Below are 26,206 nucleotides of genomic sequence, written 5' to 3'. Positions count from 1 at the left end.
AATAATCGAATTTTGATAAATCTTGGACGAATTTTTGACTTTTCTCTCGCCAATTGTGAAAGAAGTTTGATAAGATGTTATTATGCTAAAAATAGACATAATTCTAAAATGCCTTAATAGTAGAAATGATTTTAGAAAAACTTTTTTATTAAACTATAACCACTAAAAAATTTAAAAAATGATGAGAAAGACTTTAGCAGTATCAATTTTTTCAACGGCTCTTTTAGCCTCATGTGTTTCTAAGAAAAAGTATGTCGCTTTAGAAGGAGAACTAAATGATACTAAAACCACATTACAAAAAACGAGAGTCGAAAAAGAAGAAATTGAAGATAAATATGCCGCTATAGAGGAGCGCGTTGCCGATTATAACGCAAAGATTAATTCGCTACGTTCTTCTAATGACGAAAAATTAGAATTGAACGATGTAACGGCAATGTCTAACAAAACTAAAGAGCAAATGAGAAAAACCATTGCAAAAATGGATGCTTCTCAATTAGAAGGTGTTGAGACAATTGAAGATTCGATTAATGCTGCGATTTCTTATAATTTAAAAAGTCAAATTACCGAAGGTAAAGATGGCGACGATGTAGATATCACCGTAGATAAAACAGTAGTAATGATCAATGTTTCTGATAAATTACTATTTAGAAGCGGTAGTTACAGATTATCTAGAGATGCGCAACCGCTACTTAAAAAACTTGCTGAAGTAATTAATAGTGAACCGGCAATGGAAGTAATGGTAGAAGGTCATACCGATGATCGTACAATGGTAGAAGATTCTTGGTTAGAAGATAACTGGGATCTAAGTGTACGCCGTGCAACAGCTGTAGTTAGACAATTACAGGATAAATACAATGTAGATGGTTCTAAGCTAATCGCTGCCGGTAGAAGTAGTTATTCGCCTTTAGTTGAAAATACCTCTAAAGAAAACATGTCGAAGAATAGAAGAACAAGAATTGTGGTAATACCAAATCTTGATAAATTTTTCGCAATGTTAGATTCTGAAGGGGAAATCTAAAATCGCACCTAGTAAATTTCTCCGGGGCAAGCCCACGAAGCATTTTAGCTGAACGCGTTTTCAAACTTTAAAAATTTACTAACGAGACAAGTCTCGGGGTATTTACCCTCCTAGAATAAAAGCTATAAAGCGGAACTTAGAAGTTCCGCTTTTTTTATGACTTGTTTTAAGAGTTTTTTAAATCAAGCTTAAGTTTGATTTTTGAACATTATGCCTCTATTTTTTTATATTGAAAAGAAAAATTATGAGCGCATATAAGGAAAATAAAGATCAGGAATTACCTTACAACCCTGAAATCACTAAAGACGATCAGCAAGCCCTTAACGAAAAAGGAAAAAGCATGAATAAGGGCCAAGACGCAGCACTAGATCATACGCAAACGAATAATGATTTTGCAGCAAAAGATCTGGACATCCCGGGAAGAGAAGATGCAGATACAAGCAGCAACGGTAATGATATTCCTGATGAAGAAAATAGACAGTTTAATAAGCGCGGCGTTAAACCGGACTATCAGAAAGAAAAGGAACACCCAAATTCCAATAAAAAGATTTAGAATTATAGGTCTTGAATATTTCAGCTACAGCAGAACTTTCCGGTTCTGCTGTTTTCATTTTCATGAATCTCCTTCAGCAATAAAAAAATTTAAATCGGCGTTATATTCATCTAATTACTAATATCTTCAATACGATATAATTTTTATGCAATCTGTGTAATCTAAATTTACTTATTGCCCAAGCTTTCAATGATCATAAACCTGAATTATGCTTTACCATGCTAACCATTAAACATCTTCAAACATTACTATTAATAGTTTTCGGTATTTTTTATTTGAGCGTTAATGCTCAAAAAGTTAGTGGTTACTTATATGATAGTGAAGGCATCGTTTCAAATTTCAAGATAAAAAATCAAAACCAGGGATTTTATACGGAAACAAACGAGAGAGGTTTTTTTGAAATCACAGCTAAGGTTGGTGACAGCATTTTATTTAATTCTATTGCTTATAATAGGTATACATTAATTGTAAAAGAAACAGATTTCAATAAGAATGTTGTTGTAGAACTTAACTTTAATACTTTAGATGAAGTAAAGATAAATAGCGGTAAAAGTTTTAAAACCGATCCAGATCAATTAGATGATGAACTTAATGCAGGAATACAATACAGCATTAAAAATAATCCATTGGATTATCGTCCCAGTAACGGAAATCTATTAGAAATACCTCGATTAATTATAGGCCTATTATCTAAGAAAAACGGAAAAACAAAAGTTACTACTGAAGAAGAAAAAGTTTTAGCACCTGAAGATTATCATCAACTCTTTGAAACCGATAATTTGTTTAATGCTGAATTTTTGAGTGGAGACCTTAATATCCCAGAGCATCAGCATTATCTTTTTATCGACTATCTGGCAACTAAGAATTATACCTCAGCGGTGCTTCAGGAAAATAGGAAACTAGATTTCATAGACATACTTCATCGAGCCGCAAAAGAATTTCACGAGCAGCGTATTTCCAAAGAAAATAGATAGCGGTTAATGGTTCAAACAAATAAACCTCTTGCTTTCACAAGAGGTTTTCTTTTTTTTATATCTAATTTAGAATTCTTTATTGATAGCCATTCTTAATTTTCTGGAATAATCTTCTTCTAACCAATCACGATAGTTCTTGGTACTTTTAGAAATACAATAGGAATATTGCTTGATTCTGGAAGATATATCAGCTTTTAATTCTTTAGCCAAAATTCTTGCATCAAATACATCTTCACTATTTTCTACACACATTTTTACATGCTGTTCTATAGACCATTCCAATACCGCTTTCGATTTAAGTCCGCGTTTAATAACATCGTCATAGGCTGCCTCTACATCAAAATCGACACTTTCAGAATTTGCAAATTGCTCGCGTAATTCTGGTGGCATTTCATACTTAAACTCACGTTCTATTTCTTCGTCACTTAATAGATTTTCAAAATAGAAATCTGGCGAACGGAAGATTTGTCTCCAGTCTATTGGTGAACTCCAGTGACCAAAACGTGCCATATTATTACCAAGATCAATAACACTAAACTCCTTTTTTCCTGGGAGCACCCTAGATCCACGACCAATCATCTGGAAATAAAGGGTTAACGATTTTGTTGCACGATTCAGGATAATAGTATCTACCGTAGGTTCATCAAAACCTGTAGTAAGAATACTTACTGAAGTTACAATCGCATCTGGTGTATGTTTAAACCACTTTAGAATTTCCTTACGATCCTGTTTGCTTGTCGTATTATCTAAATGCCGAATATTATACCCCGCTTGTTTAAAAGTATAATACACCTCTATAGAAGTATTTATACCATTATTAAATATTAGGGTTTTCTTTCCTTTAGAGCGTTCTAGATAAGCATTTAAAAGCTTTTCCTGCATCGACATATTCGTATACAGCTCTTCGGAAGATTTTACGGTATAATCACCATTCATTCCTACTTTTAAAGCAGATAAACCTACATTATAGCTATAAATATTAGCTCTGGCCAGGAAACCTTTTTCTATTAATGAAGATATCGAATCACCAACGATTAATTCGCGGTAATTATCCTTCATCGGTAATTTGATGTTAGAACTAAGCGGTGTTGCAGTTACACCAAGAATGAAGCATTTTTCAAAAAACTTAAATAATTTTCTAAAACTATTATAATGCGCCTCATCAATAATCACCATCCCAATATCTTCAAGATCTAATTTATCATCATGAAGACGGTTATTTAAGGTTTCTACCATAGCCACAAAACACATATAATCGTGCTGATCTGGTAGCTCTTTAACCTTACTGTTTATAATTTTATTCTTAACCCCAAAATCGGAAAGCATTTTATTAGTTTGCTTACATAGCTCGATTCTATGGGTTAGAATTAATACTTTCTTTTCTGTTCGCTGAATGTATTCTCTTACAATTTCAGAAAAAATTACAGTTTTACCTCCACCGGTTGGTAATTGATATAGAAGATTATAATGCTCTGGATTTTCATCTATTACACTAAAAATCTTATCGATATCGTTTTGTTGATATCCATATAACTGCTTATCTACCTTCTTTTCGCTAATTCCTAAATCTGAAACTTCCATAAACCCTGTTTTAATCTGCAATTTTGCAAAAATAGCGCATTTTTCAGGTTTATAGAAATTATCTGAGCATAAATCAACATTTAAGACTTAATTAATTAGTTTTCAAATAAATCTGAAGATAAATATCGGTCACCACGGTCGCAAATGATGCTTACCACTACACCTTCTTCTAACGTATCACATAATTTTAGGGCTGCTGCCGTCGCTCCTCCACTACTCATCCCCGCAAAAATCCCTTCTTCTTTTGCCAAATGTTTAGTCATTTCCCGAGCTTCGTTTTCGCTAACTTCAATTACCTGATCTACCTTAGTTTCATCGAATATCTTCGGAAGATAAGCTTTTGGCCATTTTCTAATCCCAGGAATACTAGAATCATCTGTAGGCTGCACACCTACAATTTGTATAGCTTTATTTTTCTCCTTAAGATAAGTTGAAGTTCCCATAATAGTTCCCGTAGTTCCCATACTAGAGACAAAATGCGTCACCTTATTATTGGTATCTTCCCAAACTTCGGGACCGGTAGTTTTATAATGTGCCTTCCAGTTATCATCATTACTAAACTGATTAAACATATAATAAGCTTCATTTGCTACCTTAGCTTCTGCATAATCCCTACTTCCTTCGATTCCTTTTTCAGCACTGGTTAACGTTACTTTGGCGCCATAGGCTCGCATGGTTTGCACACGCTCTTTAGTAGCATTTTCAGGCATCACTAATTCAATCTTCAGCTTAAACATCGACGCTATCATGGCCAGGGCAATACCGGTATTGCCACTAGTTGCTTCAATCAGCTTTGTTTTTTCATCTATATCACCGCGATCCAAAGCACTTTTAATCATATTATAAGCTGCACGATCTTTAACGCTCCCACCCGGGTTTTGCCCCTCTAACTTGAAAAACAGTTTAACGTTTGGATTGTTTACTAATGTTCTGGCTTCTACTAATGGTGTATTTCCTATTAGTCTGAATATCGACTTACTCATTTTGAGCTGTATTTTTAATATTAATTTGTGGTGTATGGGAAACCATAGAATTTGCGGGAACAGATTTTGTTAACCATACATTCCCACCAATTACGCTGTTCGCACCAACTACAGTATCACCGCCAAGAATAGTTGCGTTGGCATAAATAGTAACATTATCTTCTATCGTAGGATGTCTTTTTACCTTGCGAAGATTTCGATCTACATACAAGGCTCCAAGGGTAACCCCTTGATAAACCTTTACATTATCCTTAATAACCGCAGTTTCTCCTATAACTACACCTGTAGCATGATCTATAAAAAACGGAACACCAATTTTTGCACCGGGATTAATATCTGTACCGGTGAGATTATGGGCACATTCTGTCATTAAACGTGGTACTAACGGCAAACCAAATTTGTAAAATTCATGACTTAATCTATAAATGGCTATAGCAAAAAAACCTGGATAAGAAAGACAAACTTCTTCTACCGAATTTGCAGCGGGATCGTTCTCTGCGATTGCCCGGGCATCAGCATTTAATTTCTGAAGAATCTCGGGTAACTTTTCAATATACTCTTTCCAAATATTTCTACACGGCGTGTTTGGTTTCCAGCAAACAAGATCGGCTAGCGCTTCAAATTCCTTTTCTAACGTCTTTAGATTTTCATCAACCTCGGTATCTTCATCAAACAACGTGTAAAATAAATGTTTGGTAAAAGCTTCCGTTTTTTCCTTAATCTCAAATTTAAGATTAGGTAATTTCTTATGGTTTTTTATTTCTTTGATTACTGTCTCCAGATTCATTACTTGTTTGCTATTTAAAACCAAAAATAAGGATTAAGATTACAATAGCCGAAGAATATTATAAAGCTTTCATAGTAACCTATGGGATTTATTGGTTTTATGCCAATATAAAAGTTTTTAAAAATGAAATTGAATAAAATTTTAAAGCGATTTATTTAAAGCACTCTTAATTATATATTTGTAAAAACTCTGCATTTGAAGGATTTTTATAAATTTATCATCACTAATTTTAAAAAACTTAGCTTCGGCTGGATTCTTACATTTTTATCTAGTTTTGGACAAACGTTTCTTATTTCTCTCTACGTACCAGAAATTATAAAAGCCTTTTCTATTTCTGAAGGTACATTTGGCGCCATCTACGCCGGTTGTACGGTTACCGCATCAATAATAATGTTAACTGTGGGCCACACTGTAGATCATAAACCAGCTAAAACCGTAACCGCTTTTAGTATTACCGGACTCGCCATTGCGACTATTTTGCTGGGTTTTAGTTATTATTTTATTCCGTTGATTATTTCCATAATCATGTTGCGGCTATTTGGGCAGGGTTTGCTTACGCATATAAGCATGACATTAATTTCTAAAATATTTGATAAAAATCGTGGAAAAGCACTTAGTTTTTCTTCGCTAGGATTTTCTATTGGCGAAGCTATTCTCCCTATTTTAATTACAACAATTATCGCTTTTTACAACTGGAGAGTTGCGGCGATTGGCAGTGGTGTTTTATTATTGTTATACCTCATTAAACTGAAATTCACCAATCTTAAGCATTTTGATGATAAGCTGATTTCTATAAAAGGAAATACCACAAAAAAACTGGTTAAAAATTATAAAGAAATCATCTTCGATAAAAAATTTGGAATACTAATGCCGGCGGTTTTCGCAGTGAGTTTTATCAATACCGCAGTGTTTTTTTATCAATATATTTTCGTGGAACAAAAAGAATGGTCAGCGACGCTTTACGCTTCATTTTTTACGGCTTATGCCATAATCCGACTTGTATTTTCATTATTTGGTGGCGTTTGGGTTGATAAATACACCGCAAAAAAACTATTCAGATTTTATCTAATTCCACTTAATATTGGTCTTTTACCATTTGCTTTTATGGACAGCATAATAGGCGCACTTGCATTTCTTGTTTTGGCGGGGATTACCACAGGAATTTCAGGAACGGTAAAAACCGCTATTATTGCTGAAGTTTATGGAACCGAAAATCTTGGCGCCATACGAAGTATTTTTACCATGTTTATGGTAATTAGCACAGCATTAGGCCCCTTAATTGTCGGATTTTTAATCGATAACGATTTTTCAGTTTCTGCTATTCTTTTGATACTAAGTATTCTGTTAATGTCAGTTATTATAAATTCACAACGAATTAATAGCATTTGATTTTTCAAAGAAGATTTTAATTCGTTCAATTAACTTCAGAAAAACAAATAAGCAGAAATGTTTATATTTATCAAAATCTGAAATTTAATCCCTAAACCTCATTAATTATTTTAAGATGATTATAAGAAAAAACGCGCTTTTCTTGTTTGCATGTTTTGTTTTAAACGCGATGCTAGCTCAAGAAACAGCCAAAGTTACCCCTATTTTTAAAGACGGAGAAGCCCAAATTGTTCCTGAATTTGAGGATGAATCTAAATGGATACGTCATGATCTTTGGGTAGAAACCGAATTTGATACCGATGGAGACGGTAAACCCGATCGTATGCATGTTGATGTTACCCGACCAGAGCAAACCGAAAGCCAAGATTTAAAACTTCCAGTAATCTACGAGTCTAGTCCATATTACGCTGGAACTGCAGGTTTTGCTGAAGGTATTTTTTGGGATGTAAATCACGAACTTGGCGAAGAACCAAAAGAACGAGTACATCCTGAAGTTGAAAGACGTGGTGAGCGTCCAATTATTTCAAACTCACAAATTAAAACTTGGGTTCCAAGAGGATATATCGTAGTTCATTCTTCGTCTCCCGGAACGGGATTATCTGATGGTTCTCCAACCGTTGGAGGCGACAACGAATCTTTGGCTCCAAAAGCGGTAATCGATTGGCTTAATGGTCGCGCAAAAGGATATAAAGAACGTACCGGAAACGAAGAAGTAAAAGCCTACTGGTCTACCGGAAAAGTAGGGATGACGGGGACTTCATATAATGGAACTATTCCACTTGCCGCTGCTACTACCGGAGTTGATGGCTTAGAAGCAATAATCCCTGTAGCGCCAAATACATCGTATTATCATTATTATCGCTCTAATGGATTGGTAAGATCTCCAGGTGGTTATCTTGGGGAAGATATTGATGTTCTTTATGATTTTATTCATAGCGGAGTCGAATCTAAAAGAGCTTATAGCAATAAGACAATTCGTGATACAGAAATGCGGAATAATATCGATAGGGCTACCGGCGATTATAATGAATTTTGGGCCGGCCGTGATTATTTAAACGACATGGAACCAATGAAAGCTGCATTACTAATGTCTCACGGATTTAATGACTGGAATGTAATGCCAGAGCATAGTTACCGTATTTATAAGAAAGCGGAAGAAATGGGATTACCAACACAAATCTATTATCACCAAAACGGGCATGGTGGTCCTCCACCAATAAGCATGATGAATCGTTGGTTTACTCATTTTTTATTCGGAATTGAAAATGGAGTTGAAGACGATCCTAAGGCTTGGATTGTAAGAGAAAATGATGCCCCTAATAATCCAACACCTTATAAAGATTACCCAAATCCTGAGGCTAAGAAAATTACGATGTATCTAACTAAAGGTGCACCGAAAACGGGCGGTCTTACTCTAGAGAAACAAAGTAATCAAGGAAAGGAAACTTTAGTTGATAATTATTCTTTTAGCGGAGAAACACTAGCGCAAGCTGAATATACCAATAATCGATTGCTTTTCGTTACACCTACTTTAAAAGAAGATCTTCATCTTTCAGGAATTTCGACAATAAATATAAAATTATCTAGTAGTAAACCAGCAGCCAATCTTTCGGTTTGGATGGTTTCTTTACCGTGGACAGACGGTCGAAATTCTAAAATAACCGATAACATTATTACACGCGGTTGGGCCGATCCACAAAACCACAAATCGATTAGCGAAAGTGAACCTCTAAAACCAGGTAAATTCTACAAGCTGAAGTTCGATTTAATTCCGGACGATCAAATTATTCCAAAAGGACAGCAAATAGGTTTAATGATTTTTTCTAGCGACAAGAACTTTACATTACATCCAGAACCAGGCACCGAACTTACAGTAGATTTAGACGAAACTTCGATTAGTATACCTGTCGTTGGCTGTGAAGAAGCAATTAAAAAGGCTATAAAATAACACTCAACATTATATAAAATCGGCTAGTATTTTCTGGCCGATTTTTTTTATTCTTTAAAATGAATAAACTATTGGATAAGACTACCATTTCAGTAATAACTATTCATTTTTAAATATTCTTATAACTTCTATTTTATCTTCAAGAGTTATGTGATCTATTTTTTATTATCTTTCCTATAAATCTAATTTTGGATTGATAATCTGCTCTTAATTATGAGAAAAATAATTTTACTTTTAATTGTCTTAACCACCTCCACATTTAACGCACAAACCATCAATGAAAAAGAAATAGCTACTGAAGTTAGCGAAGTCACTGTATTTCTTGATGGCGCCCAGATTACCAGAAAAAAGAATGTTTCTGTAAATAGTGGAATTACAGTTTTAAAATTTACCGATCTATCTCCGTTTATAGATGGAAAAAGCCTTCAGGTAAAAGCCGAAGGAAACATAACAGTTCTCGCGGTAAATCATCAACAAGATTATTTAAATGAATTGGAAAAATCTTCAGAATTAGAAACTCTAGAAGCTGAACTCGGTAAAATCGTTCAAAAAATAGAAGTTGAAAGAACATATTTAACTGTAATCCAGGAAGAAATTGCCTTTCTAAAGGAAAACAAAAATGTTGTCGGTAAAAATGAACAGGTAAATGTTGCCAATCTACAACAGACGGCAGATTTCTACGGAAAAAAGCTAACTGAGCTAATGCTAAATGAGCTCAATAGAAAAAGAACTATTGAAGAACTTACGGTTGAAAGAACAAAAGTTGAAAGACAGATTACAAGCATTAATAGCAAAAAAGATTACCCTAATGGCGAAATATTAGTAAAAATCGATGCAAAACAAAGCACTTCTTTTCCTGTCGAATTAAACTATATTGTAGAGAATGCAGGATGGTTTCCTTCTTACGACATTAGAGCTTTAAATATTAATGAGCCCATTACACTTGCCTATAAAGCAAACGTAAAACAAGACACCAAAATCGATTGGAATAACGTAAAATTAAAATTTTCTTCGGCTAATCCATCCAATTCAGGCATGGCTCCTAAGTTACAAACCTATTATTTAGATTACAATACCTTACCTCCCTCCTATGATCTTACTAACAATACAGTAGAAGGTAAAGTTGTTGATCCGCAAGGGGAAGCACTACCAGGAGTAAACGTAGTAGTTGCGGGTACTACGATTGGTACCATTACAGATTTTGATGGTCACTATTCAATCACAATCCCAGACCAGGAAAGTAATTTGGAGTTCTCTTTTATCGGCTTTAAAAATCAGGTTCGACGAGCTAATCGAAACAAAATTGATGTTGTTTTACAGGAAGATACTAATGCCTTAGAAGAAGTTGTCGTTGTAGGTTATGGCGGAAAAAATAATCGTATTTCTGATGCGCTTGCAGGCAAAGTGAGTGGTGTTTCTATAGGTTCAAGAAGTAAAAAGAAAAGTTTACCCATACCAAGCGTTCAGACAGAAAATCAAACCACTGTAGATTTTGAAATCGAAACACCATATAGCATCAAGTCTGATAATAAAAACTATGTGGTAGAAATGACGGCTTACGAATTACCGGCAGAATATCAATATTACGCAGTTCCGAAGATAAAAAAAGAAGCTTTTCTAATCGCGAATATTACAGATTGGGAAAAATATAATCTTCTAGAAGGCGAAGCTAATATCTTTTTTGAAGGCACTTATATTGGTAAATCCCTAATGGATGTACGATATATAACCGATACTCTAGAAGTTTCTTTGGGAACGGATAAAAAAGTATCTGTTAATCGTGAAAAATTAAATGATTTTACTGAAAAGCAGTTTATAGGAAACAAGCGAGAAAAGATCAAAGAATGGGAAATTACCGTAAAAAACAATAAGAACGAAGCTATCAATATGATTGTGCTCGATCAGATTCCTATTTCTACTACTGAAGATATTTCAGTTGAAACCGAGCAATTATCAAATGCTAAATTGAACAAAGAAAATGGCGAAATTAAATGGGAATTTAATCTCGATCCATCCCGAGAAATAAAATTCAATCTTGAATATTCTGTGAAGTACTCTAAAAACAGAAATTTAATTTTGGAATAAGATATCTTAAATGTTGTTGGTTTTAGTAAACTATCAGTTTTTAGAATAGTAAAAATAACTACACCAAAATAGAAAACATAATCTATAAACTAATGAGGAATAAGCCATTTGTAATAAAGATTACATAAAGTTGACAGGAAGTTGTCGTGAAAATGACCAGCGGCTTCGTGATTTTGACTGGTAAATTTGTATTCATGATCGAGTTAATTTTTAATGAATCAAAATCGAGCAATTATGGAAAATCAAAATTTATCAAGCCATATTAAAAACTTCAGAATCCAAAAGGGTTTTTCTCAGGAAGCACTTGCTGAACATTCGGGATTAAGTGTTCGTACGATCCAGCGTATGGAAAAAAATGATAGTATGCCAAATGCAGATTCTCTTAAAAAAGTGGCTGAGGTTTTAAAAATTCCTATTGAATAACTATCTAAAAACATGAAGTCACTTAGCGATCAACAATACCTTAAAGCTTTAAATCTTTCGTCCTTATCTTCTCTCATTTTTGTCTTTTGGTTTGGCACTACATTACCAGTGGTTTTAATTTTAAGTTGTTTTATACCTGCTATCATGTGGGTTTGGAAGAAAGACCAGATTGAAGGAATAGATGCGCTTTCTAAAACAATTATTAATATTCAGCTTACATGGACTATTTTTGTCTTTTTAGCATACTTTTTTATTAATGATATACTATTCAAATTCTTACTATCTCCTCTAATGCAATTTTTGAAGTTTGATTCTTACGATTCAAACCTAGCTATCAATAATAATTATATTTGGGGAGGAATCATTCTATTAAATATATTTCTAATATTAATCAATACATTTAAAGTTCACTCTAAAGAAAAATTAAGATCTTTTTTAAAAATCAACTTTATTAAATAACCAAAATAAAAAAAGGGAATACACTTGCATTCCCTTTTTTTTCAACTAAATTAAAACAGTAAACTAATTTTCTGTAGATAATGTATCTACTTCAACATCGATCGAAATACCAGATTTTACCGTTGTAGAATCCTTCGAAACCTTTATATTGTCTGAATGTGCTCCCATCATTCCGGCGATTCCTTTTAATCCATCGACATTGATATCTTCAGAATCCAAAGATTTTATGAGCTCCATGATTTTTTGGGGATTCATATTATTACCTAAGATTCTTGCAACACCCATTCCACGTCCATTATCATAACCAAATGCTACGATTTCGTCTATCGCGTCGTCTTTTCCTGTAAAATAAAGTGCCCCTTTTCTTTCATTGCTTCCGTATTTCATAAGCAATTGATATTCATCATTGCTAAAAATTTCTTCCAATTCAGCTTTTTCAGCAACAAACGTGTCATTTTCGTCATTTAAAGGATAAGCCAGAACATTTATTTTTCGCACACTTTCCAAAGTTTCGCGCTGTTCCGAGTCCAAATTATCCATATTAGCAAACAAGCTGGTTGGGATATCAATAGCGATAAACTTGCTATCTTCTTGATTTTCTACGTAATATTGCTGTAGTGTCTTTTCGTTATTACAGGCTAACATTAAAAGACATATTGCCGCAAAACTGATGGTTTTGATGATTTTCATAATTTTTAATTTTAGTTCTTAGATTTTGCGTTTTTTAATTGATCTGCCCCGGGAACATTAAGATCTGAAGTTAATTTAGAGAGCTGTGTAAGATCGATTTTACCGGTAATTCTTAAGATTACTGAAATTGGCTTACCCTCGTCATCACCATCCATAAACATTAAAAGTTCTTTTACAATATCATCATTCTTTCCGTCTGATTTTGAATAAAATTTAATGTTTTTACCCGAATCTTTAATTCGCATAAGTTCGTCCAAAGAGCCTTTGGTTAAATACGAATCGAAATCTTTTGACATCTGGCTTCTTATAGAAGATGAGTTGGTTTTATATAATCTTATCTCACTAAGATTCTCGATCATTTCCATGTATTTTTTAGCTTCGGGATCGCCCTCGCTAAGATCTACTTTAGATAACATTTTAAACATTTTACTGGTCATAACCATCGCATCGACATCTTTCATGTTTTCATACTTCGCAAAATCCTGTGATTGTGCTAAAAACGGAGCCATAAAAAGGGCTATAATTGCTATTATTCGTTTCATTTTCTGTTCGTTATTTGTTATTGATTATTTTTTCTGTAGGGTTACTAAACTCCTTTAAATACTTTAAATCTTGTTTACCCTCATTCATTAAATTTGAAATCATTTGCAGCGTTTGTTTGGTTTTCCGGTAGGTTATTTCTTCCTGAGATAATTGGCCCATATTTTCTGAATTCAATTCAGAATCCTTATTCTGAAAGAAAAATATACTGAAGATAAGTGCAATCATCGCCGCAGCATACATCCATGATTGTGGCCTTAGTTTCGTCTTCCGTTTCTCCGGTTTTAATTGGAGTATTTCACCTGAAGTTTCCTTCCTGTTAAAAGCTGAAAAACTAAACATTATTTTGTAAGGCCGGTGCCGTGCATCTACTGCTTCACTATCAAAATAATCCTGAAGTTCTTTTTCTTCTTCCAAGCTCGTTTCTGCTGCATCATACTTTTTTAGAAGCATGTCTATTCTATCCAATTCCATAGCTGTGTTGTTTTATAAGGCTTTCTTTTATTTTTTTTCTTGCGCGTGAAAGTGCGACTCTCACAGCGGTGTTTTTCATTTTCATTATTTTACAAATCTCATCAAACTCGTATTGCTCAACATCTCTTAGTTGAAAAATCACTTGCTGTTGTTCAGGTAAACTTTTTAAAATTTCGTTTATCCATTGCATTTCATCTTTCAGTTCTAATTGCCGCTGGCCAGAGATTTCGTTATTATCATAATTAGTGTGTACTATCCTAAGATTATTGTTTTGCTTAAGCTTTAATTGATCATAACAATAATTCTTGGTAACCGTCATTGCAAACGCCTCTATGTTGGCATAGTCATTGATTTTATCCTGTTGGTTCCAAAGTTTAATAATCACATCCTGGGTAGCATCCTGTGCCGCTTCCTTAGATGTAAGCAATCTTAGCGCCAAACGATAAATCTTATCCTTAAAAGGGTTGATAATATTTAAAAATGTTCGTTCTTTCATGAATTGATGGTTGGTTTTAACTACCCTTTCATACTTACGACGGACAACTATTTATTTTGTTACAAAAAAAATTCATTTACTTTAATTTAAAGTATTTTAGTACTTTACCTACTTAAAAAATTTTATATGAAAAAAAGAAGCTTACTTATATCATCATTACTTTGTAGTATTTTATTTATCTCTTGTGCTGATGATATGGACGATGAAGTACGAGATCCACAATATCTGGAAATCGCAGATTTCATCTATAGAGGAATGAACGATATTTATCTTTACAAGCCGGGTATTCCTCAATTGGCTGATAATTACTTTACCAATAATGAAGATTATGAGGATTATCTAAAAAGTATGGACAGTCCTGAAGAACTATTTGACAGCCTAACATTTCCTTTAGATAGATTTAGTTTTATTACCGACGATTATATTGAATTAGAAAATAGTTTTAGCGGAATTTCAAAAACTACAGGGGTAGATTATAGATTATATCTTTTAAATTCTAACGATCTGGTTGGAATTGTACGATATATCGTTCCCGGCAGTAATGCTGAAGGTACCGGAATTGAAAGAGGAGATTTATTTATGCAAATAAATGGAGAATCTTTAAACCTAGATAATTATCAATCTCTGTTATCTAGCCCTTCTGTTACATTTTCTATAGCCCAACTGAACGGAAACCTTATTGAGCAAACCGGGGAAGAAGTGAAAATAAGTTCTTCTCAAATAACAGAAAATCCTATTCTTCTTCAAAAAGTTATAGAAACAGACGGTAAAAAAATTGGATATTTAATGTATAACAGTTTTGTAGCAGATTTTGATGCTCAACTTAATGATGCTTTCGCTTATTTTAAATCTGAAAATATTAACGATTTAGTGTTGGATCTAAGGTATAATGGCGGTGGCAGGGTGAGTTCTGCTACTCGTTTAGCTAGCATGATTACAGGCTCTAATACCGGTGAAATTTTTGCGAAAAAACAATGGAATGAAAGTTACCAAAACTATTTGTTGGCCGAAGAACCAGACTTTTTATTTGATTATTTTACTGATAAAATCGACAACAATGTACCTATCAATAAATTAAATTTAAACAAATTATATGTTATAGGAACCTCAAGCACGGCCTCTGCTAGTGAATTAGTAATTAATGGATTAAAACCTTATATAGATGTAATTACTATAGGAACTACAACAACAGGAAAATCACAAGCATCTGTAACATTATATGATGGAAAAAATTTTGAAAGACAATATGCAAATCCTAATCATACCTACGCAATTCAACCTTTAGTTTACGAATCTGTAAATGCAAATGATATTGTGGTTCCATACACTGGTATAGATCCAGATGTAGAAATTGCTGAAGAACTAGATAATTTTGGCATTCTTGGCGATCTATCTGAGCCACTTTTAGCCGCAGCTATTGCCAAGATTACTGGAAATTCACAAGCGCAATCTTTTGCAGCTAAAAAAATGCAGATCAATTATCAGGAATTTAAAGAACGTGGTGCTTCAAAGCCTGATTACAAAAGAATGTATATAGATAAAGTTCCGGGTATAAGGAGCAACAATTGATTAGCTGATAGATTTCCCTCTTATAATAATAAAAGCCCCGGATTTCCGAGGCTTTTTCATAGGTGATAGTATCTTTTTAGCTTTCGCTAATTATAGATACTATTTTAAAACGAAAACTTTTTCTTCTAATTTTGTATAGGATATTAAAGTTTTCTAAAGATTGAGAACAAAAAAGGTTAATCGTTAAAATAGAAGCTGTTTGGTCCAACACCTACATTAAATTCTTTCACGAATTCTCCACTGGTCGTATAGATTTCTACAGTTCCAGCAGAGGCAAAATCTCCACCATCTGATGTATAGATATAACCACCGTCTACTGTGAATCCATACATTTTTCCGTAAGCTGAACTGCTTTCATATGAGAATAATGGCGATTCTGGCGATTCTAGATCATCTTCAGTAATAGCATAAACAGAAGTTCCAGAAGTAAAATAAATTATTCCATCTTCAATATCAAGATTATTAGTGGATCCAATATTACTTAGATCTGTTTTAGTTAATTCTTCCCCAGTATTCAAATTTAAAGTATAAAGATTCTGGTTCGACAAGGCATAGATTACGTTATCAATGATTTCTATAGAAGTTAAACCTTCAGTTTCATCTTCATCATTTACAAAAAGCTCATAAGAATCTTCAAATGCATTTGTTTCAGGATTAAATACTAGAATACTGTTCCCTAATCCAAACGCCGCGTTTTCAACGTAAATTAAACCATCCTTTTCGAATACTTGTCCTAAGACTTTACCAGCTTGTATAGTTTTTTCTACTTCCAGAGTTTCCAAATCAATAACAGTTAAAAAATCATCTGTAGTATATCCATCTCCCCAAGTCAAATTACGATTGGCCACATAAGCTTTACCATTGTAAGCGACACCAAACATAGGAACGGTTAGACCGTTATCAACAATTCCTTTATATTCAAATGTATAACGATCTACAGCAGTAATCAGATTGGACCCGTTAGAAATTATATAAGCATTATCTCCATCAAAAAATATGGATTGAACATAATTACCCAAATCCATTTCTTCGTTTACGGTTTCAAAAATATTATTTTCTACGGCTGTAAAATCCCAATCTAAAAAGGAAACAGTTCCTGCCGCCTGGGATCCTTCATTTAAGATAATTACGCCTTCTTGATATGGATTCTCTCCTTCACCCTCTTCTCCAGTAGGAGTTTCTCCCTCATTTCCATTGTCGACAATAAAATCATCATCACTGCTACATGAGCTAAAAAATAAAGAACCAGCAATGGCTCCAAAGACTAAAATTTTTTTCATTTTCATTGGTTGACTATTAAAATTTAAAATTTATATACATATTAAAATTGATTCCCGGCATCCACCGGTTTTCTACATTTTGATATTCGGTATTAAATAGGTTGTTTACTTTTCCGCCTAACTGCCAATGCTGCCTTTTATCAATCGCGTAAGAAAGTCCGAGATTGGTTAAAAAATATCCCTCGAGTTCATCACTATGATCGGTTCTGGTAAAAACCTTCCCGTTATATAAAAACTGAATAGATGGCGTAAATCGATGAATTTGGTAGGTAATATTTCCATTTATTTTATGAAAGGGAACATAAATCAACTGGCGGTTGTTTTCAGCATTTTCTGAAACATTATAAGCATAATTAAAATTGACCTCTACGATTTTATTTCTCGAGAATTTCTTTCTCCAATTAATGTATGATTCAACTCCGTAAATCTCTACTTTATCTTCGTTCATTGGTCGCCAAACTCCATCTGCTCCCGGCAACCAACGAATCATATCTTCTACCTGATTATAAAATAAAGTAAGTCCTAACTCAATATTCTTGATATTGAAAACATTCCCTATTTCGGCCTGATTAGAGGTTTCTGGATTTAAATCTGGATTTCCAGCAGATGCCCAATACAAGTCGTTATAGGTTGGGATTCTAAAATTTCGGGATCCATTAAATTTTAAGGTATAAAAATCACTAAATCTATAATCGGCTCCAAAAGAAAATAAAAGCGGACTATCATAATTTTCCGTTGCTTCTTTTCGCAAGCCAATTTCGTACTTCAGTTTTTTAGTAAGACAATGCTTCATTAAAACTGCTGCTGAAAAAATATTACGTTTATTTTCTGCAATGCTACTGCCCTCGCCTTTAGTATAGGTATTCTGGATCACTGTATTAAACAGAATATTTTTTGAAGCTTCGTAGGCTAGATCATATTTTGCAATATAACTTTGTGCATTTCCGAAGGTAAAATTATCAGTATTGATATTTCCGTAATATTGATATTTTTCCTCTATAAACGCTAACCTAGTAATCTGAGTGAAATTAGAAAATTCACTATTCCATTCCAACAAATTACGATACGTACGATCGATATATTTGGTTCGGTTTTCTGATGGTCGAATGAGCGAAAAATGACGTTCACCGTCATAAAGCTCACTAATAAACTTAAGCGTGTTCTTAGAATTAAATCGATAACCCAGCGTTACGTAGGCAGAATTATTATAAAATTCGCCATTTAAGTTTTTACCGCGGTCGTTAGGATAACCGTAATCATTATCGCTGCTATTTCTAGAAATTGCTAAATTTAAACTCCAATTATTTTTTGCAGTTTTAAAATTGTAGCGCGCATCGAGCGTATTAAAACTTCCGTAACGCAGTAAAAGATGATGTTCCTGTTGTTTTTTGAAGGATAAAATATTGTTTAAATGAACACTTCCGCCAATCGCGCCCGTACCGTAAACAACGCTACCACCGCCACCACGTACCGATATTTGATTGTAAGCACCACTATTTACTGTATTAAAGTCTAATTGCCCATTAAACTGAGAATTAATATTAATCCCATTCCAGATCACTGCGGTTTGTGAAGCTGAAGTTCCTCTAAACGATGGTGATGAAACCATCCCGAGACCGTTTTCCTTAAAATAAATTGGAGTGTTAAAGCTTAAAACCTCGGTAAGCAATGGATTATTTCTTGTAAGAAGCGAATCTGATAGTGATGTAATATGCTGCCCTGTCGAAAATTTTTCGAGTTTATCGTCACTTAACAAAACTGTATCTAAAACCGTAATATTATCGGTTTGAGAAAAAATTTTAGACGTAAAAAGCCCTAAGGCTACAATTAAAAAAAGTAGTTTATTCTCCATACACCAGCGACTTTTATCCCGAAAGTCAATCCGTTTTTTATTATGCTCTGGCAGGTCTCCTGGCTAGCGTCTTGTAAATTACCTTCCCATCTTAAAAGACAGTGGTTTTGAAGTTTATTACAAGCATTCCTAAACGGAACAAAGCTTACAGTTGCGGGAACAGCTCAGGTTTTAACTAAAAATCTGCGTTTTAAAAAACTATTTTAGCTTTTCCTGATTCCCTTTTAATCGGCAATGCCGAACCAAAATTTCGGTGCGAATTTAATCATTTCCTGTTCTAAAGCATCTTAATTTCTAAATAATATTACTTTTGAAGTCAAAATTCAATCTTGTGAAGAAACTCGGAATCCTTTTAATTTTTCTTTTGAGCTTTTCCTGTAAAGACATAGGAAAGTCTGAAAAAAAAACCACAAACCTGCAAGGTCAGGAAATTGAAATTAAGTACGCCAACGGATTTTCGATCACTCAATTTGAAGATTACAGCATTATCGAAGTCAACTCCCCATGGCCTGGAGCTGATAAAACTTTCAAATATTTATTAGCTGAAAAGAATGCTCAACTTCCAGATCATTTAGAGTACGACCAAAAAGTAAATATTCCTGTAAAGAAAATTGTAGTGACCTCTACTACTCATATTCCGGCTTTAGAAGAACTTAACGAAATTGAATCTTTAAAAGGATTCCCTGGGTTAGATTACATATCGTCTAAAGAAACCAGAAAATTAATAAATTCAGGAGCAATAAAAGAAGTGGGGAAAAACGAAAGTTTAAATACCGAGGTTTTGATCGACCTTCAACCAGATGTTGTAATAGGCTTTGCTATTAACGCTGATAATAAAAGTTTTAGCACGATCGAAAAAACAGAAATCCCTGTAATTTATAATGGCGAATGGACCGAATCTTCAGCACTTGGAAAAGCCGAATGGATTAAGTTTTTTGGAGCGCTTTACGATAAATCTAAAGCAGCAGATTCAATTTTTCGAGGTATTGAGATTAATTACAATGAAGCTAAAAAGTTAGCTGAAACTGTCGAAAATAAACCAACGGTGCTTAGCGGCTCTATGTATAACGATCAATGGTATGTACCTTACGGAAATAGCTGGCAGGCGCAAATGATCAAAGATGCAAATGCAAATTATCTTTGGGCAGATACCGAAGGATCTGGGAGTCTTTCGCTTTCGTTCGAATCGGTTTTAGATAAAGCGCAAAATGCCGATATCTGGATAAGTGCAGGGCAGTTTACTTCCTATTCCGCTATGTTAGAACAATCGCAACATTACTCCCAATTTAAAGCAGTTCAGGATAAAAGAGTTTACTCGGTAAGCATGAGCAAAGGCGAAACCGGCGGTGTGATTTTTTATGAACTTGGTCCACAACGTCCAGATCTAATCCTTAAAGACTTAATTTCGATATTTCATCCACAGCTTTTAGAAAGTTACGAACCTACATTTTTTAAAGCTTTAAATAAATAATGCAGCATACAGCAAAATATGTATCGATATTGGTAATTTTAGTGCTTGTTTTATTTGCGCTAGCCTTACTGAATATCAGTTTAGGATCGGTACATATTCCTGCGAGAGACATTTTTTCCTCACTTTTTAATGCTGAAGTTTCTAAAGAAACCTATCGATATATCATTTTAGATTATCGGCTTCCAAAAGCATTTACTGCAATAATCGCCGGATCGGGCTTAGGTATAAGTGGTCTTTTAATGCAAACCATGTTCCGAAATCCGCTTGCGGGGCCCTATGTTTTAGGATTAAGTAGCGGGGCGAGTTTGGGCGTTGCTATCCTTATAATGGGATCCACTTTAATTGGTGGCAGTTTTATTGCACTAGCACTTTCCAAATGGAGTTTAGTGATCGCTTCTAGTATAGGCAGTTTAATTGTACTTTTTGCCGTTGTATTAGCTTCAGTTCGTTTACGAGACACGATGGCAATTTTGATTATAGGATTAATGTTTGCAAGTTTAACTGGCGCATTAGTTAGCATTTTAAGCTATTTTAGCCCGGCTGCGCAATTGCAACAATATATTTTCTGGTCTTTTGGAAGTCTTGGCGATCTTTCTTGGGCAGAAGTAGGTATCCTCTCTGTTTTCTGGTTTTTAGGAATTAGTCTAGCCATTTTCTGCATAAAAAATCTAAACAGCTTATTGCTTGGCGAAGAATATGCACGCAGCCTGGGAGTTAATATTAGTCAAAATCGAATGCTAATTATTATTGCTACAAGTTTACTGGCGGGAAGCATTACCGCCTTTTGCGGCCCCATTGCTTTTATAGGATTAGCAGTTCCACATTTAATTCGGCAAATCTTACCCATAAACAATCATCTTATTTTATTACCGGCAGTAATTTTAGGTGGTGCAATTTTAATGCTTATTTGCGATATCGTGGCGCAACTACCGGGAATGGAATTTACATTACCAATCAATGCTATAACTTCGCTAATTGGCGCTCCGGTGGTGATTTGGTTACTCATTAGAAAACAAAAATTTCAGTTTTAAATGCAATCCAATCCTGAAAATATAACCTTAAAAACCACGAATCTCGAAATTGGATATCAGGATAAGCACGGAATAAAATCGGTTGCCGAAAAAATTAATATTGAGGTTCACAAATCTGAATTAATTGCGGTGATTGGTGTAAACGGTATCGGAAAATCAACCTTCTTGCGTAGCATTTCAGGAATTCAGCAACCTATTTCAGGAACTATTGAAATTGAAAACAAAAACCTGAAAGATCTTAACAATTTACAGCGCGCAACGCAAATTGGTTTAGTGCTTACCAACCAACCAATTTCAAAGAATCTTAGTGTTTTTGAATTGATCGCACTGGGTCGCCAACCGTACACAAATTGGTTGGGAAAGCTCTCTAAAAACGATACTGAAAAAATCGAAAATGCAATTAAACTTACTTCTATAGAGGCGCTAAAAAATCGTAAATGTTACGAGCTTAGTGATGGCCAATTACAACGCGCTTTAATTGCACGAGCAATTGCCCAGGATACGCCAATTATTATTCTAGATGAGCCCACTACACACCTGGATATGTATTATAAAGCTAATGTTTTTAAGCTGCTTAGAAAACTTGTAAAGCAGACCGAAAAGACAATCATTTTTGCATCTCACGAAATTAATTTAGCGATTCAGATTTGCGATAAAATTATTTTAATGCATCCCGAAAAAACACAAATCGATACACCCGAAAATCTAATTTTGTCTGGTGCTTTTCAAGATCTTTTTCCTCAAGATCTCATTCAATTTGATAAAATTTCAGGAGCTTTTCGTATCAAAAATGAAGACTAAAATTCGATAGAAGCACATTTGGTTTTATAGAAAATTAAAAGTTATACTTCTCTATTTAATTATTTATTGCGTCGAAAAATAAGAATCTTGTCATCCCAAAAATTGATTCACAATTCATATTGTAATCTACTTTAATAAACCCTAAAATCACGTTCAGGAAGATATCTTTTTGAGTGATAATTCTGCTATATTTTTAGACTAATTATCACTATAAATACTTCTCTAAAATGAATGTCATTTTGATTAAAAAATCGCTTTAAATTTCACTGATTTCAAGTCTTAAAAAACTTATGATTATATTTGAAACAAACCTGCTTATTCCATGAACCAAATTTTGCCCTTTTTAGTTGTATTTATCGTTGCTTTAGCCTTAGGATTTGTTATTGGCAAGTTAATTTCTGGACTAAAATCCAAAAATAAATTAGCTATTCAGGAAGAAAAAAACAATCAACTTACACTTGAAATAGAAAAACTTAAACAACTGGAATTCAAAAACTTAAAAGAATACGAAAGAAACATCGAAAACACCAAACATGACTTGCTAATAAAATTAGCAGAGGTGAGACAAGAGCGAGAAGAGATTAGGAAAGAGAAAGATTTTTTCCATAACGAATTAACGCGAAAAAATGCAGATTACGAGCATCTTTTAGAACGACAAACCGAGCAAAAAAAAGAGCTAGAAAACCTTCAGGAAAAATTCAGTATTCAGTTTGAAAATTTAGCCAATAAAATCCTCGAAACTAAGTCTGAAAAATTCACCAATTTAAACAGAGAAAATATTCAAAATATCCTCTCTCCACTTCAGGAAAAAATTCAACTTTTTGAAAAGAAAATTGAAGAAGGAAATAAAGAAAGTATCGATAGACATGCCATGCTTCGCGAGCAAATTAATGGCCTAAAAGATTTGAATTTACAAATGAGCAAAGAAGCTAATAATTTGACGAAGGCTTTAAAAGGTGATACAAAAATGCAAGGGAATTGGGGTGAAATGATTTTGGAACGTGTACTGGAAAAAAGCGGATTGCAAAAAGGTAGAGAATACAGTGTGCAGCAATCTTTCACTACAGATGATGGTAAACGCGTTTTACCCGATGTTATTATTAATCTTCCTGGTAATAAAAAAATGATCGTAGATTCTAAAGTTTCACTAAATGCTTACGAGCGATATGCAAACGAAACCGAGGAGAGCGACAAACCAACGCATCTTAAAAATCATTTAATCGCGATAAGAAATCGCATAACTGAGCTAAGCCGAAAAAATTATCACCAATTATATGATGTTGAAAGTCCAGATTTTGTTTTACTTTTTATCCCTATCGAAGCTGCCTTTGCTGTGGCCTCTAACGAATATCCAAATTTATACAGCGAAGCCTTTGATAAAAATATCATTTTAGTGACGCCTACAACGCTTTTAGCAGTGCTAAGAACCATCGATAGCATGTGGCAAAACGAAAAACAAAAAGAAAATGCTATAGAAATAGCCACACAAGCGGGAAAATTATACGATCAATTTACTAATCTTACCGAGGAACTTCTAAAAGTAGGGAAGCAACTGGGCACGGTGCAAAATAGTTATGATAGTGCCATGAAAAAACTTACCGGAAAAGGGAACTTGATTTCTAGAGTAGAAAAACTGAAAAAATTAGGTGCTAAAGCAAGCAAACAGATTGATAGTAAACTGGTAAAAAATTCTAACAACTTAATAGAACAACATCCTGAAAAAAATCTTGGTATATTTGAAGAATCTGAGGATGAATCGTAAGAAAATTATTTCTTGAAACCGATTTATTTTATTCATAAAATTTGCCTGAATCATTCGTTTAGATTTTATGAAGCTTACAAAAAATTAAATATGAAAAAAGTTTTATTCTATATCCTTGGCGGTATTTTCCTGTTGTTTTTGCTGTACTATGCATTCGCCTATTTTGCTACCTATAGCGAAGGAACCCGGACGGGTGAACTTATAAAATTCAGCAAAAAAGGAGTTGTTTATAAAACCTGGGAAGGTGAAATAAGTCAGGGTATTAGTGGTGCCCAGATTTTTCAGTTTTCAGTTTTAAATAAAGATAAAGACGTTGTAAAAGCGCTTCAGGAAAACGAAGGAAATTACGTAAAGCTGTATTATATTGAGCGTTACGCCACATTTCTTTTTTGGGGTGACAGTAAATATTTTGTCACCGAAGTTGAAGAAGCTAAATCCCCACATTTTAGAGATCGATGACCAATTCAAAAGAATTTAAACGAGTAGAAGATTCACAGGTAACTATTTCAGAATTAATGTTACCCAACCGAGCTAATTTCAATGGAAAAATACATGGAGGCTATGTTTTATCGCTTTTAGACCAAATTGCATTTGCCTGCGCCTCAAAACATTCAGGAACCTATTGTGTTACCGCGAGTGTAGACACTGTAGATTTTCTTGCTCCCATAGAAGTTGGTGAACTTTTAACCATGAAAGCTTCCGTAAATTATGTTGGGAGAAGTTCTATGGTTATAGGTATTCGTGTGGAAACCGAAAATATACAAACCGGCGAAACAAAACATTGTAATTCGTCCTATTTTACTATGGTGGCGAAAGATAAAGAAGGAAAATCAATTAATGTACCCGGTCTGATTTTGGATAATGATCATGATATAAGAAGATTTACCAAAAGTATCAAGAGAAACAAAATGAAGAAAAAACGAGGTAACGAGTTTAAAGAAACCGATTTTGCTTCAGAAAATTATCTGCACATGTTAGAGGATTATAAAGTAAAAATAGAGCGCTAGCTGTGAAATTAAACGGTTTTATTGTTTCGTTATTTGGGGTTATTTTATTGGCTTATTTATTTCCGCAGGGAAATGATTTACTGCCTTTAAAAACAATTACTGATATTGGCATTGGATTTATATTCTTTTTCTACGGACTCAAACTCGCGCCCAAGGAAATAAAACAAGGGCTTTTAAATTACAAAGTGCACATTATTGTGCAACTAACAACCTTTGTAGTTTTTCCGCTCTTAGCGCTCTCCTATTTGCCTTTTTTTGAAGAGGGAACAGATTCTGAACTATGGACTGCAATATTCTTTTTGGCTACACTGCCTTCTACAGTAAGCAGTTCTATTGTAATGGTTGCTCTTGCCAAAGGAAATTTACCTACGGCTATTTTTAATGCAAGCTTATCTGGACTTATAGGTATTTTCGCTACACCAATTTGGCTAAGTTTTATTTTAGGTAAAAATGCCGATTTTCAATTTATTGATGTACTCATTAAGTTGGGGTGGCAAATTATGCTTCCTCTAATTTTAGGTTTGGTTTTACAACAGTACTTTGGCAATTGGGCTAGAAAATATAGTAAACAACTAGGTTTGTTTGATAAAGCAATAATACTTGTTATCGTTTACAGTAGTTTTAGCCATTCCTTTACCTCTAATTTATTTAGCAGCATTGATGCCGGTGGCTTTGCAAAATTAATATTAGGTGTTTTAGTTCTTTTCTTTGTAGTGTATTACGGAACGGCTTTAGTGAGTAAACTTTTAAATTTACCTACAGAAGATAAAATTACGGCTCAGTTCTGCGGAACAAAAAAATCTCTTGTTCACGGCTCGGTAATGGTAAAGGTGATTTTTGGGAATGCAGCAAATACAGGTCTACTTCTACTCCCTATAATGCTTTTCCATTCTTCTCAGCTAGTAATCATTGCATATTTTGCTGAAAAGTATCGCAAACGTAACTTAGATACCGCTGAAGTCTAATAACAAATAAAAAAATGTTAAGCGATTTGAGTTTTTAAAAAGACAAACTACCTTTATAAAAAATAAAA

25 protein-coding genes and 1 riboswitch are annotated in these 26,206 nt (G+C 34.0%); of the genes, 16 read left to right on the top strand and 9 right to left on the bottom strand.

The window, feature by feature from the left end; translation table 11 throughout:
• Positions 1-181: 181 nt before the first annotated feature.
• The 3 genes from PBT91_RS07935 to PBT91_RS07925 all read left to right on the top strand — a co-directional run bounded on the left by PBT91_RS07935 (position 182) and on the right by PBT91_RS07925 (position 2,545).
• The gene (locus PBT91_RS07935; protein WP_270061442.1) at positions 182-1,018 is read left to right on the top strand and encodes an OmpA/MotB family protein; all 837 of its coding nucleotides are present in this window, start codon (positions 182-184) and stop codon (positions 1,016-1,018) included.
• Positions 1,019-1,262: 244 nt separating this feature from the next.
• Complete coding sequence (locus tag PBT91_RS07930) at positions 1,263-1,571, top strand: hypothetical protein (RefSeq protein WP_270061244.1); 309 nt, start codon at positions 1,263-1,265, stop codon at positions 1,569-1,571.
• Between the two features lie 218 nt (positions 1,572-1,789).
• Entirely contained in the window at positions 1,790-2,545 is a 756-nt protein-coding gene (locus PBT91_RS07925; RefSeq protein ID WP_270061243.1) for a hypothetical protein, read from the top strand.
• Positions 2,546-2,611: 66 nt separating this feature from the next.
• Here the strand turns inward: PBT91_RS07925 and PBT91_RS07920 are convergent, their stop codons facing one another.
• The 3 genes from PBT91_RS07920 to epsC all read right to left on the bottom strand — a co-directional run bounded on the left by PBT91_RS07920 (position 2,612) and on the right by epsC (position 5,896).
• Entirely contained in the window at positions 2,612-4,126 is a 1,515-nt protein-coding gene (locus PBT91_RS07920) for a DEAD/DEAH box helicase (protein WP_270061242.1), read from the bottom strand.
• 95 nt (positions 4,127-4,221) lie between these two features.
• Complete coding sequence (cysM, locus tag PBT91_RS07915) at positions 4,222-5,109, bottom strand: cysteine synthase CysM (RefSeq protein ID WP_270061241.1); 888 nt, start codon at positions 5,107-5,109, stop codon at positions 4,222-4,224.
• Positions 5,102-5,896: a serine O-acetyltransferase EpsC gene (epsC, locus tag PBT91_RS07910; RefSeq protein WP_270061240.1), complete on the bottom strand. Its 795-nt coding sequence runs from the start codon at positions 5,894-5,896 to the stop codon at positions 5,102-5,104. Before epsC ends, cysM begins: the two co-directional genes overlap by 8 nt.
• Positions 5,897-6,091: 195 nt before the next feature.
• Between epsC and PBT91_RS07905 the strand changes: the two genes are divergently transcribed.
• From PBT91_RS07905 to PBT91_RS07885, 5 genes are all read left to right on the top strand, one after another.
• On the top strand, positions 6,092-7,285 hold the full coding sequence (locus PBT91_RS07905) for an MFS transporter (RefSeq protein WP_270061239.1): 1,194 nt from the start codon (positions 6,092-6,094) through the stop codon (positions 7,283-7,285).
• A 115-nt stretch (positions 7,286-7,400) separates the two neighbouring features.
• The gene (locus tag PBT91_RS07900) at positions 7,401-9,233 is read left to right on the top strand and encodes a Xaa-Pro dipeptidyl-peptidase (RefSeq protein ID WP_270061238.1); all 1,833 of its coding nucleotides are present in this window, start codon (positions 7,401-7,403) and stop codon (positions 9,231-9,233) included.
• A gap of 213 nt (positions 9,234-9,446) precedes the next feature.
• Positions 9,447-11,318, top strand: a complete 1,872-nt coding sequence (locus PBT91_RS07895) for a DUF4139 domain-containing protein (RefSeq protein WP_270061237.1) — start codon at positions 9,447-9,449, stop codon at positions 11,316-11,318.
• A 234-nt stretch (positions 11,319-11,552) separates the two neighbouring features.
• Positions 11,553-11,741 (top strand): helix-turn-helix domain-containing protein, encoded by a 189-nt coding sequence (locus PBT91_RS07890; protein ID WP_270061236.1) that lies wholly within the window; start codon positions 11,553-11,555, stop codon positions 11,739-11,741.
• 12 nt (positions 11,742-11,753) lie between these two features.
• Positions 11,754-12,200 carry a DUF4870 domain-containing protein gene (locus PBT91_RS07885; RefSeq protein WP_270061235.1) on the top strand — a complete coding sequence of 149 codons (447 nt, stop codon included), beginning with the start codon at positions 11,754-11,756 and terminating at the stop codon, positions 12,198-12,200.
• A gap of 63 nt (positions 12,201-12,263) precedes the next feature.
• Here PBT91_RS07885 and PBT91_RS07880 read toward each other — a convergent pair whose 3' ends face one another.
• Genes PBT91_RS07880 through PBT91_RS07865 form a run of 4 tightly spaced genes read right to left on the bottom strand, consistent with a single transcriptional unit; the run spans position 12,264 to position 14,400 of the window.
• Positions 12,264-12,890 carry a DUF4252 domain-containing protein gene (locus tag PBT91_RS07880; protein WP_270061234.1) on the bottom strand — a complete coding sequence of 209 codons (627 nt, stop codon included), beginning with the start codon at positions 12,888-12,890 and terminating at the stop codon, positions 12,264-12,266.
• An 11-nt stretch (positions 12,891-12,901) separates the two neighbouring features.
• Positions 12,902-13,432 (bottom strand): DUF4252 domain-containing protein, encoded by a 531-nt coding sequence (locus tag PBT91_RS07875; protein WP_270061233.1) that lies wholly within the window; start codon positions 13,430-13,432, stop codon positions 12,902-12,904.
• 10 nt (positions 13,433-13,442) lie between these two features.
• Positions 13,443-13,904 carry a hypothetical protein gene (locus PBT91_RS07870; RefSeq protein WP_270061232.1) on the bottom strand — a complete coding sequence of 154 codons (462 nt, stop codon included), beginning with the start codon at positions 13,902-13,904 and terminating at the stop codon, positions 13,443-13,445.
• A complete protein-coding gene (locus PBT91_RS07865; RefSeq protein ID WP_270061231.1) occupies positions 13,891-14,400 on the bottom strand; it encodes an RNA polymerase sigma factor in 510 nt (169 codons plus the stop codon). The genes PBT91_RS07870 and PBT91_RS07865 overlap by 14 nt, the downstream gene beginning before the upstream one ends.
• A 126-nt stretch (positions 14,401-14,526) precedes the next feature.
• Here PBT91_RS07865 and PBT91_RS07860 point away from each other — a divergent pair, with 126 nt between their 5' ends.
• Positions 14,527-15,969 (top strand): S41 family peptidase, encoded by a 1,443-nt coding sequence (locus tag PBT91_RS07860; protein WP_270061230.1) that lies wholly within the window; start codon positions 14,527-14,529, stop codon positions 15,967-15,969.
• A gap of 176 nt (positions 15,970-16,145) precedes the next feature.
• Here PBT91_RS07860 and PBT91_RS07855 read toward each other — a convergent pair whose 3' ends face one another.
• Both PBT91_RS07855 and PBT91_RS07850 read right to left on the bottom strand, forming a co-directional pair.
• Entirely contained in the window at positions 16,146-17,255 is a 1,110-nt protein-coding gene (locus PBT91_RS07855; RefSeq protein WP_270061229.1) for a YncE family protein, read from the bottom strand.
• A gap of 10 nt (positions 17,256-17,265) precedes the next feature.
• A complete protein-coding gene (locus PBT91_RS07850; protein WP_270061228.1) occupies positions 17,266-19,101 on the bottom strand; it encodes a TonB-dependent receptor plug domain-containing protein in 1,836 nt (611 codons plus the stop codon).
• Between the two features lie 32 nt (positions 19,102-19,133).
• Positions 19,134-19,363: riboswitch (cobalamin riboswitch) on the bottom strand.
• 69 nt (positions 19,364-19,432) lie between these two features.
• Between PBT91_RS07850 and PBT91_RS07845 the strand changes: the two genes are divergently transcribed.
• From PBT91_RS07845 to PBT91_RS07815, 7 genes are all read left to right on the top strand, one after another.
• A complete protein-coding gene (locus PBT91_RS07845; protein ID WP_270061227.1) occupies positions 19,433-20,572 on the top strand; it encodes an ABC transporter substrate-binding protein in 1,140 nt (379 codons plus the stop codon).
• Positions 20,572-21,603, top strand: coding sequence for an iron ABC transporter permease (locus tag PBT91_RS07840; protein ID WP_270061226.1), 1,032 nt, complete (start codon positions 20,572-20,574; stop codon positions 21,601-21,603). Before PBT91_RS07845 ends, PBT91_RS07840 begins: the two co-directional genes overlap by 1 nt.
• A complete protein-coding gene (locus tag PBT91_RS07835) occupies positions 21,604-22,404 on the top strand; it encodes an ABC transporter ATP-binding protein (protein WP_270061225.1) in 801 nt (266 codons plus the stop codon).
• Between the two features lie 322 nt (positions 22,405-22,726).
• Positions 22,727-24,166: a DNA recombination protein RmuC gene (rmuC, locus tag PBT91_RS07830; protein ID WP_270061224.1), complete on the top strand. Its 1,440-nt coding sequence runs from the start codon at positions 22,727-22,729 to the stop codon at positions 24,164-24,166.
• A 90-nt stretch (positions 24,167-24,256) separates the two neighbouring features.
• Complete coding sequence (locus PBT91_RS07825) at positions 24,257-24,625, top strand: 6-phosphogluconate dehydrogenase (protein WP_270061223.1); 369 nt, start codon at positions 24,257-24,259, stop codon at positions 24,623-24,625.
• Complete coding sequence (locus tag PBT91_RS07820; protein ID WP_270061222.1) at positions 24,622-25,173, top strand: acyl-CoA thioesterase; 552 nt, start codon at positions 24,622-24,624, stop codon at positions 25,171-25,173. Before PBT91_RS07825 ends, PBT91_RS07820 begins: the two co-directional genes overlap by 4 nt.
• A gap of 2 nt (positions 25,174-25,175) precedes the next feature.
• Positions 25,176-26,138 carry a bile acid:sodium symporter family protein gene (locus tag PBT91_RS07815; protein ID WP_270061221.1) on the top strand — a complete coding sequence of 321 codons (963 nt, stop codon included), beginning with the start codon at positions 25,176-25,178 and terminating at the stop codon, positions 26,136-26,138.
• Positions 26,139-26,206: the final 68 nt, after the last annotated feature.

This window comes from Zunongwangia sp. HGR-M22 (assembly GCF_027594425.1).
GTDB lineage: Bacteria > Bacteroidota > Bacteroidia > Flavobacteriales > Flavobacteriaceae > Zunongwangia.
The sequence above is the reverse complement of the archived record's forward strand: the minus strand, read 5'-3'. Positions and strand labels throughout refer to the sequence as shown.

Bases quoted from the DNA above. Each gene is read 5' to 3' on its own strand.
- PBT91_RS07935 (WP_270061442.1), top strand. From the start codon at position 182: ATGAGAAAGACTTTAGCAGTATCAATTTTTTCAACGGCTCTTTTAGCC.
- PBT91_RS07930 (WP_270061244.1), top strand. From the start codon at position 1,263: ATGAGCGCATATAAGGAAAATAAAGATCAGGAATTACCTTACAACCCT.
- PBT91_RS07925 (WP_270061243.1), top strand. From the start codon at position 1,790: ATGCTAACCATTAAACATCTTCAAACATTACTATTAATAGTTTTCGGT.
- PBT91_RS07920 (WP_270061242.1), bottom strand. From the start codon at position 4,126: ATGGAAGTTTCAGATTTAGGAATTAGCGAAAAGAAGGTAGATAAGCAG.
- cysM (WP_270061241.1), bottom strand. From the start codon at position 5,109: ATGAGTAAGTCGATATTCAGACTAATAGGAAATACACCATTAGTAGAA.
- epsC (WP_270061240.1), bottom strand. From the start codon at position 5,896: ATGAATCTGGAGACAGTAATCAAAGAAATAAAAAACCATAAGAAATTA.
- PBT91_RS07900 (WP_270061238.1), top strand. From the start codon at position 7,401: ATGATTATAAGAAAAAACGCGCTTTTCTTGTTTGCATGTTTTGTTTTA.
- PBT91_RS07895 (WP_270061237.1), top strand. From the start codon at position 9,447: ATGAGAAAAATAATTTTACTTTTAATTGTCTTAACCACCTCCACATTT.
- PBT91_RS07890 (WP_270061236.1), top strand. From the start codon at position 11,553: ATGGAAAATCAAAATTTATCAAGCCATATTAAAAACTTCAGAATCCAA.
- PBT91_RS07885 (WP_270061235.1), top strand. From the start codon at position 11,754: ATGAAGTCACTTAGCGATCAACAATACCTTAAAGCTTTAAATCTTTCG.
- PBT91_RS07880 (WP_270061234.1), bottom strand. From the start codon at position 12,890: ATGAAAATCATCAAAACCATCAGTTTTGCGGCAATATGTCTTTTAATG.
- PBT91_RS07875 (WP_270061233.1), bottom strand. From the start codon at position 13,432: ATGAAACGAATAATAGCAATTATAGCCCTTTTTATGGCTCCGTTTTTA.
- PBT91_RS07870 (WP_270061232.1), bottom strand. From the start codon at position 13,904: ATGGAATTGGATAGAATAGACATGCTTCTAAAAAAGTATGATGCAGCA.
- PBT91_RS07865 (WP_270061231.1), bottom strand. From the start codon at position 14,400: ATGAAAGAACGAACATTTTTAAATATTATCAACCCTTTTAAGGATAAG.
- PBT91_RS07860 (WP_270061230.1), top strand. From the start codon at position 14,527: ATGAAAAAAAGAAGCTTACTTATATCATCATTACTTTGTAGTATTTTA.
- PBT91_RS07855 (WP_270061229.1), bottom strand. From the start codon at position 17,255: ATGAAAATGAAAAAAATTTTAGTCTTTGGAGCCATTGCTGGTTCTTTA.
- PBT91_RS07850 (WP_270061228.1), bottom strand. From the start codon at position 19,101: ATGGAGAATAAACTACTTTTTTTAATTGTAGCCTTAGGGCTTTTTACG.
- PBT91_RS07840 (WP_270061226.1), top strand. From the start codon at position 20,572: ATGCAGCATACAGCAAAATATGTATCGATATTGGTAATTTTAGTGCTT.
- PBT91_RS07835 (WP_270061225.1), top strand. From the start codon at position 21,604: ATGCAATCCAATCCTGAAAATATAACCTTAAAAACCACGAATCTCGAA.
- rmuC (WP_270061224.1), top strand. From the start codon at position 22,727: ATGAACCAAATTTTGCCCTTTTTAGTTGTATTTATCGTTGCTTTAGCC.
- PBT91_RS07825 (WP_270061223.1), top strand. From the start codon at position 24,257: ATGAAAAAAGTTTTATTCTATATCCTTGGCGGTATTTTCCTGTTGTTT.
- PBT91_RS07820 (WP_270061222.1), top strand. From the start codon at position 24,622: ATGACCAATTCAAAAGAATTTAAACGAGTAGAAGATTCACAGGTAACT.